We start from the raw sequence: 15,454 nt of genomic DNA, 5'->3' as shown, positions 1-15,454 counted from the left end.
CTTTGTGTTATGATCAGGTGCGAAATTAACAAAAAAACATCAAGGCTTTTTGTCACAAATTGCCTCATAAACATTTAGTAAATCTTTACTCAGCATTTTATTGTTATGATATTTAGCTACTAGCTTTTTAGCCTCTTTTCCTATCCTACTGATTAAGGTTTTATCAGTAAAGCAACGCAAAATTTGTTTATAAAAATCATCTGCCTTATCAGCAATTAGGATATTCACATCATGCTGATAATGGATACCTTCTGCAGCAATGGAAGTAGCAATGATACATTTTCCTAAGGCCATTGCTTCTATAATTTTTACCCGCATGCCACTACCAGAAAGTAAAGGTACAATAAGCACATGCTGTCTGGCTATGAAGGCTGTGGCATCATCCACTTCACCTTCTAAAATGAAAGACTCGCTATTTAATCCCTCCAAATATTTAGGCATATTTTTACCTGCTAAATGGAAAGTAATGCCTGCATCCAGCTGTTTAATAGAAGGCCAAACTTTTTCTAAAAACCAATCTATACCTTCTAAATTCGGACGCCAATCCATAGAGCCTATATAACCTATACTTTTGTGTAATGATGGGTTTTGCTGGACATTATATTTTTCTAAATCTAGTGCTACCGGGAAGGTATGTACCGGACTTTGACAGCCTACACTCTTGAAAAAATGCTCATCTACCGCACTAATGGTAATAATGGCATTAAAACTATTTAAAATCTTAAACTCAAACTTTTGCAAGCGCTTACTTAGTAGGTTAAAGTACATTTTACGCAAGAAAAAGTTCTCTTGCAGGGTTAAACGTTTCCAAATTTGATGTTCTATATTGTGAGCTCTGTAGATAATTTTTGCCTTACTTACGGCTTTAACAATGTCTAAATAAGGCACTACCTGCAAGCCTTCAAATTGTATGATATCAAAATCTTGCGTTCTTAATAAATGCGCAAGTTTGCTAGCACAGTTTTTTTCGTAAAACCTGCTGAGGTTGTAAGATTCCCCTGTAAATAAGTTTAAAAATGCATCTTTTACTTTTACTCTATTATCAATTTTATACTGTACAAACTTTATTTTTTTAAACACAGGGTCTTTAATTTCTTTTGTTTTTACGAAATGTTTGGTTGTGTTTAAAGAGAAAAGTGTAACCTCACCGCCTAAATCAATAAGTTCTTTTATGGTGTTGTATACCACAATAGCATAACCACCATGAGGTGGAAAAGGGACCCTATTGGTGAGCAGTAGTACTTTCATAAGCTAGGTTGTTGAATAAAGAAAGCTGAGGATTGCTTATCCTAAAAGTTTTACGATGATAAGGGCTTAAACCATAACTAAGTACAGCCTCGCGGTGCTTTACTGTTGGGTAACCTTTATTCTGTTTCCAATCGTAATGCGGAAACTGCTGGTGCAAGTTTTCCATATATTCATCTCTATAAGTTTTAGCTAAAATAGAAGCCGCAGCTATAGAAAAATATTTACCATCGCCTTTTACGATGCATTGGTGTTTGGTATTTTGGTAAGGCTTAAACCTATTGCCATCTATAATGATAAAATCTGGCTGTTGCTTTAACTGCTCTAAAGCCCTATGCATAGCTAAGAAAGAGGCATTAAGAATATTAATTTTATCAATTTCTTGATGGTCTACTGCGGCAACTGCATAAGCCACAGCTCTTTCTTCAATCTCTTTACGTAAGGCAAAACGTTCTCTTTCTGAGAGTTGTTTAGAATCATTTAGCAGGGGGTGATTAAAATCTGGAGGTAATATAACAGCCGCTGCAAAAACTGGTCCTGCCAAACAACCTCTACCGGCTTCATCACAGCCGGCTTCTAAAAGCTCCTGTTGGTAAAATGGTAATAGCATTAGCTTAAATTTGTATGGTTTCCCATAATTTATCTGCGGCGACATCCCAAGAATAACTTTGCGCAAAAGCTATTCTTTTACACTGCTGCTCCTTATCGGGTTGCATGTTTGCTAATTTAAGCAAAGCATTTTCTAAGTCAAAAACGTTAAACGGATTAATTAAATATGCCAAATCACCAGAAATTTCTTCCATAGCTGTGTTTTTACTGGTAATTACGGGTGTACCACATGCAAAAGCCTCTATTACAGGTAAGCCAAAACCCTCAAAATAAGAAGGATAAACAGCGGCAGTTGCATAAGTTACTAAATTTACCAATTCATCATCAAGTAGTTTGCCGGTAAAAATAACATCAGCTTTGTACTGCATGTGCTGATAATAATTTTCAAGTTCTTGATTTTTCCAGGCTTTCCTCCCGGTAAGTACCAATACATGGGCTAATTGATGTTTTGCTTTAAAAGATTCAAAAGCTTTTAACAGCCTAAGAATATTTTTTCGTGGATGTATGGCTCCGGTATAAATAAAATAGGGTTTTTCAAACTTAAATGGATGTTTTTCTTGTGTTAATGAAGGTTTAAAAACATCAGAAACCCCGTTATAAATAACGGTTATTTTACTTTCTGATATTTGATATTTCTGGGCGATATCTGCTTTGCTGAAATTTGAGACAGTAACAATCGTATCAGCCTGCCGGGCAAATTTTGGAAAAAAATAGCGATAATAAACTGCAGAAAGCCAATCTATAGCTTTAGGATAATGCTCAAAAGCGATGTCATGGATAACTGCTACCTTTTTGACATCAACATTTAAAGGTAAAAAACCATCTGGCGATAAGAAAACATCCGCTTTAAGCGCTTTTAATTTTCTTTTTAAACTGTACTGAAACCAGATATAATACAAAAAAGGATGCCTTGCCTGCGGATAAACGATGTATGCCTTCACATTTGGTGCAAAAAGAAAAGAAGCGTCAAATTTTCTATCAAATAAAAAAATGAACTCTACTTCAGGATGCTTAAGGACCATTCTTTTCAAAATTTCAAAAGAAAATCTGCCTATGCCTTCTAGGTTATCTTTCTGTAAAAAACGGGTGTTAACGGCTATTCGCAAAATATCAATTAAGGTTAAAGGCTAAGATAAAGAAACATGCTTCATAATAAAATTGCGGCTTTGCATTTATTAGTTTATTTTCATCTCTCAACTGTTATGCATAAAAAGTTAGCTGGCTGGGTAATTATACTCATTCTTGTAAATGTTTCCATAAAATTAGTCTGGATTTTTGGGGTAGAGCGTGGTGTACAATTAGCCGCCGGGTTTGAAGCTTATGGCCTGTACTATAGTCTTTTTAACTTTAGTTTTGTTTTAAGCATTGTTACAGACCCTGGCATTAATAACTATTTACTACGCTCTGTTGCACAACAAGTTGCCACCAAAGAAAATATAAAACTCTTTAGCTTAAAGCTGATATTATCTGCTATTTATATTGTAATTACCTTTTTAAGTGCCATTTGCAGTGGTTACGATAGCAGTTATTTTATCCTTTTATTTTGGCTGAGTTTGTATCACGTCTTATGGTCTTTCTTAAACTTTTTAAGGTCATATTTAAAAGGTGCCGAGTTGTATAAGGCAGAAACCGTTTTTTCTGTTTTAGATAAACTCTTGCTTATTTTATTATTTATACCGCTTTTGGTATATGAGATAGCATTAAGTAGTAATCTCCTTTTTTTTGCCATAAGCCAAGTTATTGCGGTAGCCATAAGTATAATCTGCTGTGCTTTAGTACTACATCAAAACCGAATTTTTGTATTTCAAATCAGCAAGTTAAAACCCGATTTTAGCATCCTAAAAAGCTTAATGCCTTTTACCCTTTTTACCTTTTTAGTATTGGCTTACAATAAAATTGACAGTATTATGCTAGAAAAAATGTTGCCAAACGGGCAATTAGAAGCTGGTATTTATGCTGCTGCTTACCGCTTGTTAGATGCCTCAAACATCATTTATGTTTTGTTTGCATCCTTATTTTTCCCAACGGTAAGTAGGTTTATTGCTCAGGGTAAAAGTATCCGGGCTGTAGTGAAAGAAAGTTTTGAATTATTGATGGTATTGGCCATTATCATTTCTTTAAGCTGTTGGTTTTTTAAAGTAGAAATCATGCATCTTTTATACGGAGACAAAAGCAGTAGCCATTTATCTGATGTATTTGGTTTACTGATGTTTAACAGTCCTTTTATTGTGCTGTATTATATTTTCAGCAGCATTTTAACAGCTGGGAATAAACTAAAAGCGTTAAACATAATCTCTGGGATGGGTTTGCTTATTAACATCGTGTTAAACTGTTATTTTATTCCGCAATATTTAGCTTATGGTGCTGCCCTAAGCACTTTAATAGCTTTAGTAGTTGCGGGTTTGTCATATCAAGCTTTTTACCATATCTACTTTGAAGCCAAATTTCCTTTACGCATCATTTTAAAATTATTTAGTTTTGTTAGCATATTGGTTTTAGGTGGCTACCTTCTAAAATATAGTAGCCTACCTTGGTTGCTATCCTTATTCATCTTTATAAGTGGCAGTATCATCACAAGTTTTTTGATTAAACTTTTATCTCTGGAAAAAATTAAGGATATGTTAAAAATGGTATAAACAGATATTATTTATAATTTAACCGTTTAAAACCGATAAATTGGAAAAAACAATACCACAACTTAATCTTCTCTCTATCAGCAGTATGATGATAAAAAATCGGAAACATATCATGCTGATAACTTTTATAGGTTTAGTGATAGGCTTAATTACCAGCTTTATCATCACCCCAAAATATGAAGCCTATACCGTTTTTTATATTCCTGCAAATAACTCTATATCCAAATCTGTATTAGGAGAAAGTAATCTGGAAGATTTTATGGAGTTTGGTAGTGAAGAGCAAACCGACCAAGTTCTAGAAATGCTTCAGGCAGATGAGTTGAAAGATAAAGTGATTCAGAAATTTAATTTATTAGCACATTATGATATTAAAGCGGACGAGCAGTATCCCCTTACCAAAGTAAGGGCGCAACTGGCATCAAACACGAAAATTAACCGTACGGATTATTTAGCTATAAAAATTGCTGTAAAAGATGAAAACCCAAAAATAGCAGCAGAAATTGCCAATTATATGTCTTTTGCATTAGATAGCATGCGTACTTTGATGCAGCAAGAGAGAGCCAAACAAGCTTTTGATATTTTAGCTTACCAATATCAAAAAAAACAAAAGCAGGTAGATTCTATTTTAGCACAATTAAGTAGTATAAGAGCCCAAGGTGTTTTTGATTATAAAGCACAATCTGAAGTTTTAAGCGAAGCCATTATTAAAGCAGAAACTCAGTTAAAAGCAGAAGAAGCCCGTTTAAAAGTTTATGATTTAAATAGAAAAGATTTACCCGATACCACTTATATTAAAGCAAAAGGGCGTTTAGAAGCTGCAAGAGCAACATTAAAATCATTACAACCAACCGTAAACACTTTTAGTAAACTAAGTGGTAAATATTTAAATTTTGAGGCTGTTTACGAAAAAGAAAAAGAAGCTTTAACCAATTTGCAGTTACGTTATGAAAATGCCGAGGTTGATTTAAAGAAATCGGCCGCACAAAAATTCATGATTGACAAAGCAAGCGTACCAGAAAAGAGTACTTATCCCAATAAATTACTGGTGATATTAAGTATGGGTTTAAGTGCATTTTTATTGGCTTGTTTAGGCTTTTTGGTTAAGGAAAACTCTCATTAAATTGATAACATCTATTAAACAGATTTATACCATAAGCATTACCTTTTTAATGTTGATAGCTTTTGTGGTATTTAAATTCCCTGTTTATTATGGCTTGCTTCTTCCTGCTACTTTAATCGTTATAGCACTTTTTATATTTTCTTTAGATAAGCTATTAATACTGATAGCTTTTTGTACACCGCTATCGGTAGAATTAATGCTGGGTACGGCAGGTATAAACCTGCCTGATGAACCTATGATGTTTGCCTTTAGCCTACTGTTTTTTTTAAAGCTTTGGCAAGAACCACCTGCCTTTAAAACGATATTCAAAAACCCTTTAACCATTTGTGTTATAGTGTTTTATTTCTGGCTCATCATCACCAGTTTAAGCAGCAGTATTCCTTTAGTTTCCTTTAAGTTTTTACTTGCTCATTTTTGGTTTATTGGCACAGGCTTTCTGTGGGGATTTTTTATTTTCCAGAAAAGCCAAAATATCAAAAACTTTATCATTTCTTATGGTTTAGGTTTATGCCTGATTGTTTATTATACCAGTATCAGACATTGGCAACGTGGTTTCTCGCAAAAAAGCGGAACGTTTGTAATGAATCCATTTTTTGATGACCATACCGTTTACAGTGCTGTATGTGCTATGATATTTGTTTTTGCCATTGTTTTAATCATCAAAGGGAGAGCTTATTTATCATCTCTTAATTTTATTTTTTTGTTGATTATAGCCGCATCAACCACAGTTGGTATATTACTTTCTTATTCCAGAGCAGCTTGGTTAAGCATTCTCATCACCTTAGGCTTTGCTATACTTCTAAAATGGCAGATAAAATTTAAAACCATTATCATAGGTTTGATATTAGCGGCATCTATTGCGTTGTTATTTCAAAATCAAATTTACCAAAGCATTAGATTTAACAAAGTAGCATCAGGTAAAACGTTAGCAGGAGATCTAAAATCAATTTCTAACATCAGTACCGATGATTCTAATGTAGAACGCCTCAACCGATGGAAATCTGCCTGGAGGATGTTTCAGGAAAAACCATTTTGGGGATACGGACCAGGCACTTACCAGTTTCAATATTCAGGCTATCAAAGAGCTCATGAAATGACATCCATCAGTACCACCACCGGAGATATGGGTGGCATACATAGCGAATATTTGAGACCTCTGATAGAAAGTGGTGTAATAGGTTTGCTCACTTTTCTAATGCTTGTTTTTACAGTTATAAAATTGCTTTTAACTGTGATTTATCAATCTCCAGATAAACAACTCCAACTATATGCACAAGCTGTTTTACTAAGTTTAGCAACCTATCTGATGCATGGTTTTCTGAATAATTTTTTAGATCAAGACAAAGCTGCTCTTATCTTTTGGGCTTTATTAGGTATGACAGCAGCTATTTATCACCAATACACTAACCAAAAGACTCTTATTTAGAATTATTATAAATAATTTGGAATTTTATAAACACACCTCTATATTTGCCGCTGTTTATAATTAATCTAAATAAATACAATGAATAATCATTATCTAAAATCTTTTATTTTATTTCTGTCTATCATATTTAGTTGTCACTTGGTTAACGCCCAAACAGGCGCTATTAAAGGCAAGGTTAAAACTTCAGACGGATTAGCCGCACCCTTAGTTTCTATCAGCATAAAAGGAGTTAAAAGCACCTTGGTAGATGATAAAGGCCAATATTTACTTAAAGGTTTAAAACCTAGTGTATATGAAGTTACGGCAAGCTATGTGGGTTTAGCATCACAAAGTAAACAAGTTACAGTAATAGCCAACCAAATAACAGAGCTAGACTTTGTACTTTCTGAAAGTGGCCAAGAACTTAAAGAAGTTACCATTAAACAAATTAAAGCTAATAAGTTTGCTAAAAAAGAATCTCCGTATGTAGCTAGGTTACCACTTCTCAATATGGAAAATCCTCAGGTTTATAGTACCATTTCTAGCGAGTTGATTAAAGAACAAGTCATCACAAGTTTTGATGATATCGTTAGAAACGCTCCAGGTATTGATAAACTTTGGACTTCTACCGGAAGATCTGGAGACGGAGCTGCTTATTATGCTTTAAGAGGCTTTGCGGTACAACCTAACTTACTAAATGGTTTACCTGGCTTAACCAATGGTGGTTTAGATGTTTCTAATGTTGAGCGTTTAGAGGTTATCAAAGGTCCATCAGGTACCTTATTTGGAAGTAGCTTAATTTCTTATGGTGGTTTAATTAACGTGGTAACCAAAAAACCTTATGAACAATTTGGTGGCGAAATTAACTATACATCTGGTACTTATGGCTTAAACAGATTTAGTGCAGATATCAATACTCCGGTTAAAGAAAACTTATTTTTAAGAATCAATACCGCTTACCATACAGAAGGCAGTTTCCAAGATGCTGGCTTTAGAAAAGCTTTATCTTTTGCACCTTCCTTAAGCTACAAAGCAAGTGATAGATTAAGTATTGATTTAAATGCTGAGTTTTTAAATGAAGAAAAAACTAACCCAGCGATGATATTTTTAGACCGAGATGCCCCATTACTTGCTAAAAATATGGATGAGTTAGGTTATAATCCCAAACTTTCCTTCACCAATAACGAGCTAACTTTAAAAAACCCGATTAGCAGTTTCCAAGGTCAGATGAACTACAAACTTTCTGATAGCTGGACCTCACAAACCGTATACTCTAGAAGCGCAGCTAAATCTGATGGTTATTATTCTTATTTGTATGAAGTATCAAGATTTATCCCTAATTATCCAAATATTGATGGCGTATTTAGAAGATATATCAATAAACAAAATGGCAATACTTATACTACAGATATTCAGCAAAACTTTATCGGCGATTTTAAAATCGGGAAATTTAGAAATCGTTTAGTTGCTGGTTTAGATTATTATAACAAAGTCATCATTAACAATAGTAGTGGCTATGCTGTAGTTGGTGATGTTAAAATGAATGGTGAAGATACAGGTATATTAACCAGACCAGCTGTTGATGATAAATTAAGAACCTTAACTGCTCCAAAAACAAAAACATCACAAGAAGTTTACAGTGCTTATGTTTCCAACGTATTCAACTTTACACCACAGCTATCTGCCATGTTAAGCGGTAGGCTAGATTATTTTGATAATAAAGGTCTAGAAAACAACCCTAATGATGATTATGACCAAACTGCATTCTCTCCAAAATTAGGTATCGTTTATCAACCTATAAAAGATAAGATTTCCATTTTTGGTAATTACATGAATGGTTTTAGAAACATTGCTCCTATTACCCAAGGAAGCGTTGTGAATACCTTTAGACCAGAGCAAGCCAACCAAATAGAAGGTGGTGTTAAATTAAGTTTATTCAATAATCTGTTTACAGGTACATTAAGCTATTATGATATTAAAGTTTCTGATGTAGTAAGACAAGGTGGAGAAACTACACCAGGTTCTGGCGTTTTCCAGTACTCACAAGATGGCGAAAACTACAGTAGAGGTTTTGAAGCAGAAGTTATAGCCAACCCTATTAAAGGTTTAAATATTATTGCCGGCTATAGCCATAACGATAGCAAAGTTGTGGAAAGTAGCCAAGTACAATTTGTTAATAGAAGACCAGAAAGTGCTGGTCCGCAGGATATGGTAAACCTCTGGTTAAGCTATAAATTTTTAGAGGGTAATTTAAATGGCTTTGGTTTAGGTTTTGGGGGTAACTATGCGAGTGAAAATGTCATCATGAACAGGTTACTACCTGGTGCTTTTGCATTGCCAGCTTATACTGTATTAAACGCATCAGCATCTTACCAAACTAACCGAATTGGCTTAATCTTAAAGTTAGACAACCTTACCAATAAAGAGTACTACAAAGGTTGGTCTACCATAGAAGCACAAAGACCAAGAACTGTAAATGCTAGCCTTAGTTACAAGTTTTAAGCATAAAATTTAAGATGAGCTTTAAAAAAAGTATCAGAAAAATTCACCTCTGGCTCGGATTATCATCCGGGCTAGTGGTGTTTATAGTCAGCATCACTGGCTGTTTGTATGTTTTTCAAAAAGAAATATCAAGCCTATATTATCATGATGTTTTGTATGTTGATGTACCCAAAAACACATCAACTGTACCTATATCCGAGCTCATTAAAAAAGCAGAACTCGAATACGGTAAACAAATCCCTATACGTACTGCAACCAGCTTTAAACAGGCTGATAAAGCATGGGAATTTATGTTTTTCAAAGCTGGTCCAGAAGATGCCATTACCTATTTTGAAGCCATTGAATATTACGATGCCATTTATATCAACCCATATACAGGAACCATTACTGGCAAAATAGACTATAAGTATAATTCCTTTAGTCTGGTAAAATATATGCATTGGAGTTTACTGTTAAGCACTCCGTATGGCCAGCCTATTGTTGGTTATGCTACATTAATTTTTGTGGTGATGCTTATCAGTGGTATCATTTTGTGGTGGCCAAAGAACCTTAAAAAATCTAATGTTAATAAGAGTTTTAAAGTTAAATGGTCGGCAAAATTTAAACGCCTCAATTACGATTTGCATAATGTAGCTGGTTTTTATGCCTCATTTGTGTTATTACTTTTAGCCCTTACGGGGATGGTTTGGGCTTTTAAATGGTTTCAGGCCACGGTTTATGTTGTAGCTGCACAAAGTACCACAGCTCCAGAGAAAATAAAGCTAAGTTCTAACCCCGCTGATTCTACCTTAAAAACTATCCAAAACCCTATTGATTTAGCTTACCATACTGCCAAAAAAGAATTAGCAGAAGCAGATAGATTAGCTATACTAAAACCTGCTACCCCAGAAGCCACTATAAGGGTTACCGGATACCATGGTAAAGAAGTTTACTACAACCAAGACCAATTACAGTTTGACCAGTATAGCGGTAAGCGTTTACATCGCAAAAATTTTGCTGATGCCAATAACGGAGAAAAAATTATCGCCATGAATTATGATATACACGTAGGGGCCATTTTAGGCTTGCCCGGTAAAATATTAGCCTTTATAGCTAGCCTTATATCGTCTAGCTTACCCATTACCGGTTTTATGATATGGTGGGGCAGAAGAAATAAAAAACCAAAAATCATCACCACGCAAAAATTAATTACAGCTTAACAAATCATAATTATGAAAACTCTAAAATCATTACTCTTTTTAGCCTTATTAGCGCTTCCATTTAAAAATTTATTAGCCCATGCCTTATGGATAGAAACTCCGCTAAATGGTAAAATAGGACAAGCACAGCAAGTAAACATTTTTTATGGCGAATATGCAACGCAAGAAAAAGAAGCACCAGCTAAATGGTATTCTGATGTTAACCAGTTTAGCTTATGGCTGATACAACCTGGAAAAGAGAAAATTAAATTAGAAGTAGAAGAGACGGAAGATGGTTTCATAGCATCTTTTACACCTACCGTACAAGGGCAATATGCTTTATCGGTAGTACATGAAGCCAAAGAATTAGGCGGTACAACTAAATATGAATTTTCTTCTTATACTGTGGTAAATGTAGGTAATGTTAAAGCTCAGGCTGATGTACCAAATCCATTAAAAACAGTTTTTAAATCGCAAAAAATATATCAAAAAAATCAGGAAGTACAATTTCAGGTTTTGTTAAATAACAAAGCCTTTGTAAAAGGGAAAGTCATGATTTTTTCGCCTGAGGGTTGGAGTAAAGAATACATCGCTGATGAAAATGGCTATATTACTTTTACACCTATATGGAAAGGCTTTTATCTTTTAGAAGCCAGTAATTACGAAAAAGTAAATGGTACACACTACGGTAAAACTTATGATGCCAGTTGGCAAGGTGCAACTTCGGGTATTTATATTCAATAAGCTATAAGTGGTATTAATACTCCATTTCAATCAGCTATAAACAAAAATCCTCGCCTTATTATAGTAGCGAGGATTTTTTTACTTATCAACCTATTCTATTAAACCTAAACGATATAATTCCAGGCTCTGGTATCTTCTATTCTACCATGTTTGATATCATCTAATGCTGTTCTCATTTGATGAGCAAAAACACTTTCAGCAGGGTTTGGTAATTCATAAACCTTGCCTTCATGGGTTATGGCTGCTATTTGAGCAATAGTTGCTGCGGTACCAGCACCAAAAGCATCGCTACAAGTTCCGTTTTGTATGGCTTCTAAAACCTCTTTTACAGAAACTCTTCTTTCTTCTACTTCATACCCAAAGTCTTTTGCCAATGTTAAAACGCTATCTCTGGTTACACCTTTTAAAATGGTATCGCGGGTAGATGGAGTTAAAACTTTATGATTGATAACAAATGCAATATTAGCTGCTCCCATTTCTTCTATGAACTCGTGGTTTTTAGCATCAGTCCAAATCAACTGATCGTAACCCTGCTCTAAAGCTTTTTTTGCAGGATACATAGAACCACCATAATTTCCGGCTGCTTTGGCATATCCATAACCTCCTTCACAGGCTCTTGAAAACTCAGTTTCTACCTTTACATTTAAATTTTTTGAAAAATATGCTCCAACCGGACAGGTCAATATCATAAACTTATACGTTTCTGATGGTGTAACACCCAAAAACCTATCTGTTGCAAACATATAAGGTCTTATGTATAAAGAGCAACCCTCTTTTGATGGTATCCAATCTCTTTCCAAATCTACCAATGCAGCAATGCACTTTACAAAAACATCCTCTGGCAAGGTAGGCATACACATACGCTCTGCAGATTTATTAAAGCGTTCTGCATTTTTATCGGGACGGAAAACAGAAACTTTTCCATCAGCATGTTTATAGGCTTTTAATCCTTCAAAAAAAGATTGTCCGTAGTGCAGTGAAGAAATTGCCGGACTTACACTAATATCTCCGTAAGGTATAATTTCAAAATTTTGCCACTTTCCGTTTTCATAATCCGCAACTAACATGTGGTCTGTAAATACCCTACCAAAAGGTAAATTATCAAAATCAACCTGTGATAATCTAGATGTCTTAACCTTAGTTATTTTAATATCAAGTGTTTCCAAAATATGCTTCCTAAATGTATAGCTTACAAAATTACAATATTTGTTTGATTAAGAATTTTAGAAACGTCATAAATTTTATTTTTTTCTTTGTTCATCTTAACCTCAAATAGCTTTGCCATAGGATTTGAGCAAATTTATTTTATTTTTGGTCATCGGCAGGTATCATTTTGTAATTTCATATCTTATAAATATCAATATCGGCTTTCGCATCAGCTTCATTTTCATGATAAAAAAATAACATCAATGTTTACCCAAATAGAAAAGTTAAAATCATTAGCATTTTTAGATAGATTACTGATTTTTAAGTTTTTACTAAAATGGCTTTTCATTTGTAGCATTATTGGTGTGCTTAGTGGAACAGCATCTGCCTGGTTTTTGATAGCTTTAAATTGGGCAACCAACCTTCGTGAACAACAGCTTTGGATCATTGGCTTTCTTCCTTTAGCGGGTGTATTGATTGTATTTTTATACGACAAACTGAGTAAAGATGCCGCAAGAGGTAATAACCTTATTTTAGAAGAAATACATCACCCTAAAAAGAAAATACCCCTATTGATGGCCCCACTCATATTTTTTAGTACTGTTACCACGCATTTATTCGGAGGTTCGGCAGGTAGAGAGGGTTCTGCTGTACAAATGGGTGCCGCCTTAGCTGATGAGGTAAACCGTTGGTTAAAACTTCATAAAAGAGACCGCCGAATTTTGCTGATATGTGGTATAAGTGCTGGCTTTGCATCTTTATTTGGCACTCCACTAGCTGCTACTATTTTTGCTTTAGAGGTATTTTTAGTAGGTACTTTAGTTTACGAGGCTATTTTACCTAGCCTTTTTGCTGCAATTATTGCACATTGGGTTTGTAACCTTTGGGAACCAGGACATAGCCATTATGCGATATTTCACATTCCTGATATCAACGCCATAAATATTTTAATAGCCATATTAGCCGGAATAATTTTTGGCTTGGCAGGAAGATTATTTGCTAATACCAATCATTTATCTCATGCCTTGTTTAAAAAATATGTTCCTCATATTTACCTCAGACCCGTAGTAGCTGCCGCAATGGTCATTTGTTTTTTATTGATTTGGGGCGATACTGAATTTATAGGCTTAGGTTTAGATACCATTGAAAATGCGTTTCATATTCAACAACCTTATTATAGCTTTCTCATAAAAATTGTATTAACTGCAATAACTTTAGGGGCAGGTTTTAAAGGTGGAGAAGTTACTCCTTTATTTTTTATTGGTGCTACTTTAGGTAGCGCACTATCCGGTATATTGCCTTTACCTATTGATTTATTAAGTGGTATGGGCTTTGTTGCTGTATTTACTGCTGCAGCTAATACACCTATTGCTTGTATTTTGATGGGTATAGAGCTTTTTGGAGCATCATCAGCCATATATATCGCCATTAGCTGTGTGGTTGCCTACCTTTTCTCTGGACATAATGGTATTTACAGCTCGCAAAAAATTGGTCATGCCAAACATCCTTTTTGGATCAGACATACCGGAAAATATTTAAATATGTTTAATTAAAATAAAGTAACCATGAAAAAATCAGCTATTGCAAGTTTAGTAGTATTAGCATCTGTATGGATGGCTTGTAACCAAAATCAACCTTCTACGAGTCAAACAGACTCAACAGTAACCCCAAGTGAAGATGCTTTAGAGACACAATGTTTTACTGCTGTTGTTGGGAAAGACTCGGCCAGCATGAAGTTGAATAACTTAGACGGTAAAATATCAGGGCAATTGGCTTTTAATTTTTTTGAAAAGGATGACAGCGATGGAGAGATAAAAGGGGAGTTTAAAGGTGATACACTTTTTGTAGATTATATTTTTAAAGCAGAAGGCAGCATTTCTAAGAATCCTTTGGCTTTCCTAAAAAAAGATGGAAAACTATATCAAGGATATGGTGAGATAGAAACCTATTTAGGAAAAACCTATTTTAAAGAACCTGCTGCAATCAATTTTGATAAAGGCTTTGTGTTTGAACAAGATACTTGTAAATAGAAGATTTATTTATTATAAATTTCAAGTTTAGGATGTTTGTGAAGGGCATCCTAAACTTGAAATTAATAGTTATTTTCTATTAGCGGTTCATTCACTCATGGCTTTCTAACCCTAAGTGGATATTAGCTCTTTTTTTGTAATAGCGTTTTCGCACAAGTCTTTCCGGCCTCATAGGCGGCCAACCCTAGCCACTTTTTTCTTAAAAAAAAGTCCTCCAAAAACGAGGAACGAGTTCATGAATACCTAAGAAAAAACATAAACAAAAAATGAATAATTCAAGGCTGATGAAGATTTGTCGTTCCGTCTAAATCTTCATAGGCCATCCCTCGTTCTTCGGAGAGATGAGTTTTATATTTAAGTCAGTCTCTCTAAATACCCGCCTTTTAAGTTCTTTGTACTTTATACTATGTACTTTCTACTTCTAGGTTATAAGTGTAAACTATCCAATATTTAGGCATCTTTTTACTTTGTACTTTTTACTTTTTACTTTTTACTTAAATATAGCCTATAGCGAATGCGGTTTTGTGTTCGAGTTTATAAAAACTTTCATAAACCACGACCGAGCAAAAATAAGCGCTAATTGTTTTTGAGTGTGGGTAAGCCTTGTGCGACAAAGGCTCCTGCGGGATTGTTCAAGGGTTTTGATTACTTTTTCCCTCTAAAAAGTAATGGGCCCCGCCGGCTCTTGAGGCGGATAATTATTATCATTAAAGATATTTGAACTAATAGGCTTAACACACAAGACTTTCCAACCCTAGCCGGGTAGCGGCTTCTTTCTTTTCCTTGATGAAAAGAAACAAAAATCAAGGCTGATGAATATTTGTCGTTTCGTCTAAATA

13 protein-coding genes are annotated in these 15,454 nt (G+C 34.6%); 8 read left to right on the top strand and 5 right to left on the bottom strand.

Annotated elements, in window-relative coordinates; genetic code table 11:
- Positions 1–39: 39 nt before the first annotated feature.
- The 3 genes from H510_RS0117460 to H510_RS0117450 are packed head-to-tail and all read right to left on the bottom strand — an operon-like array spanning position 40 to position 2,960.
- A complete protein-coding gene (locus tag H510_RS0117460; protein WP_026905489.1) occupies positions 40–1,248 on the bottom strand; it encodes a glycosyltransferase family 4 protein in 1,209 nt (402 codons plus the stop codon).
- Entirely contained in the window at positions 1,223–1,855 is a 633-nt protein-coding gene (locus H510_RS19350; RefSeq protein WP_036693416.1) for a ribonuclease HII, read from the bottom strand. The genes H510_RS0117460 and H510_RS19350 overlap by 26 nt, the downstream gene beginning before the upstream one ends.
- Positions 1,856–1,859: 4 nt before the next feature.
- Entirely contained in the window at positions 1,860–2,960 is a 1,101-nt protein-coding gene (locus H510_RS0117450) for a glycosyltransferase family 4 protein (protein ID WP_026905488.1), read from the bottom strand.
- Between the two features lie 36 nt (positions 2,961–2,996).
- Between H510_RS0117450 and H510_RS0117445 the strand changes: the two genes are divergently transcribed.
- The 6 genes from H510_RS0117445 to H510_RS0117420 all read left to right on the top strand — a co-directional run bounded on the left by H510_RS0117445 (position 2,997) and on the right by H510_RS0117420 (position 11,439).
- Positions 2,997–4,490: an oligosaccharide flippase family protein gene (locus H510_RS0117445; RefSeq protein ID WP_081659324.1), complete on the top strand. Its 1,494-nt coding sequence runs from the start codon at positions 2,997–2,999 to the stop codon at positions 4,488–4,490.
- A gap of 40 nt (positions 4,491–4,530) precedes the next feature.
- The gene (locus H510_RS0117440; RefSeq protein WP_155978036.1) at positions 4,531–5,610 is read left to right on the top strand and encodes a Wzz/FepE/Etk N-terminal domain-containing protein; all 1,080 of its coding nucleotides are present in this window, start codon (positions 4,531–4,533) and stop codon (positions 5,608–5,610) included.
- Between the two features lies 1 nt (position 5,611).
- Positions 5,612–7,036 carry an O-antigen ligase family protein gene (locus tag H510_RS0117435; protein WP_036693396.1) on the top strand — a complete coding sequence of 475 codons (1,425 nt, stop codon included), beginning with the start codon at positions 5,612–5,614 and terminating at the stop codon, positions 7,034–7,036.
- A gap of 78 nt (positions 7,037–7,114) precedes the next feature.
- The gene (locus H510_RS0117430) at positions 7,115–9,517 is read left to right on the top strand and encodes a TonB-dependent receptor (RefSeq protein ID WP_026905484.1); all 2,403 of its coding nucleotides are present in this window, start codon (positions 7,115–7,117) and stop codon (positions 9,515–9,517) included.
- Positions 9,518–9,531: 14 nt separating this feature from the next.
- A complete protein-coding gene (locus H510_RS19345; RefSeq protein ID WP_036693393.1) occupies positions 9,532–10,716 on the top strand; it encodes a PepSY-associated TM helix domain-containing protein in 1,185 nt (394 codons plus the stop codon).
- Positions 10,717–10,728: 12 nt separating this feature from the next.
- Positions 10,729–11,439, top strand: coding sequence for a DUF4198 domain-containing protein (locus tag H510_RS0117420; RefSeq protein ID WP_026905483.1), 711 nt, complete (start codon positions 10,729–10,731; stop codon positions 11,437–11,439).
- 104 nt (positions 11,440–11,543) lie between these two features.
- On the opposite strand, the gene H510_RS0117415 is transcribed toward H510_RS0117420, so the two are convergent.
- Positions 11,544–12,605: a branched-chain amino acid aminotransferase gene (locus H510_RS0117415; RefSeq protein ID WP_414691918.1), complete on the bottom strand. Its 1,062-nt coding sequence runs from the start codon at positions 12,603–12,605 to the stop codon at positions 11,544–11,546.
- Between the two features lie 243 nt (positions 12,606–12,848).
- Here H510_RS0117415 and H510_RS0117405 point away from each other — a divergent pair, with 243 nt between their 5' ends.
- Together H510_RS0117405 and H510_RS0117400 are read left to right on the top strand one after the other, a co-directional pair.
- On the top strand, positions 12,849–14,138 hold the full coding sequence (locus H510_RS0117405) for a voltage-gated chloride channel family protein (RefSeq protein ID WP_051291384.1): 1,290 nt from the start codon (positions 12,849–12,851) through the stop codon (positions 14,136–14,138).
- A 12-nt stretch (positions 14,139–14,150) separates the two neighbouring features.
- The gene (locus H510_RS0117400) at positions 14,151–14,615 is read left to right on the top strand and encodes a hypothetical protein (protein WP_026905480.1); all 465 of its coding nucleotides are present in this window, start codon (positions 14,151–14,153) and stop codon (positions 14,613–14,615) included.
- A 645-nt stretch (positions 14,616–15,260) separates the two neighbouring features.
- On the opposite strand, the gene H510_RS20440 is transcribed toward H510_RS0117400, so the two are convergent.
- Positions 15,261–15,454 (bottom strand): hypothetical protein (locus tag H510_RS20440; RefSeq protein WP_211226604.1); only part of this gene is annotated, 194 nt, incomplete at its 5' end.

It is taken from the genome of Pedobacter glucosidilyticus DSM 23534, from assembly GCF_000425145.1.
In the GTDB taxonomy this organism is placed as follows: Bacteria; Bacteroidota; Bacteroidia; order Sphingobacteriales; family Sphingobacteriaceae; genus Pseudopedobacter; species Pseudopedobacter glucosidilyticus.
This window is presented reverse-complemented; position numbering and strand designations above follow the sequence as displayed.

Bases quoted from the DNA above. Each gene is read 5' to 3' on its own strand.
- H510_RS0117420 (WP_026905483.1), top strand. From the start codon at position 10,729: ATGAAAACTCTAAAATCATTACTCTTTTTAGCCTTATTAGCGCTTCCA.
- H510_RS0117400 (WP_026905480.1), top strand. From the start codon at position 14,151: ATGAAAAAATCAGCTATTGCAAGTTTAGTAGTATTAGCATCTGTATGG.
- H510_RS0117460 (WP_026905489.1), bottom strand. From the start codon at position 1,248: ATGAAAGTACTACTGCTCACCAATAGGGTCCCTTTTCCACCTCATGGT.
- H510_RS0117430 (WP_026905484.1), top strand. From the start codon at position 7,115: ATGAATAATCATTATCTAAAATCTTTTATTTTATTTCTGTCTATCATA.
- H510_RS19350 (WP_036693416.1), bottom strand. From the start codon at position 1,855: ATGCTATTACCATTTTACCAACAGGAGCTTTTAGAAGCCGGCTGTGAT.
- H510_RS0117445 (WP_081659324.1), top strand. From the start codon at position 2,997: ATGCTTCATAATAAAATTGCGGCTTTGCATTTATTAGTTTATTTTCAT.
- H510_RS0117405 (WP_051291384.1), top strand. From the start codon at position 12,849: ATGTTTACCCAAATAGAAAAGTTAAAATCATTAGCATTTTTAGATAGA.
- H510_RS19345 (WP_036693393.1), top strand. From the start codon at position 9,532: ATGAGCTTTAAAAAAAGTATCAGAAAAATTCACCTCTGGCTCGGATTA.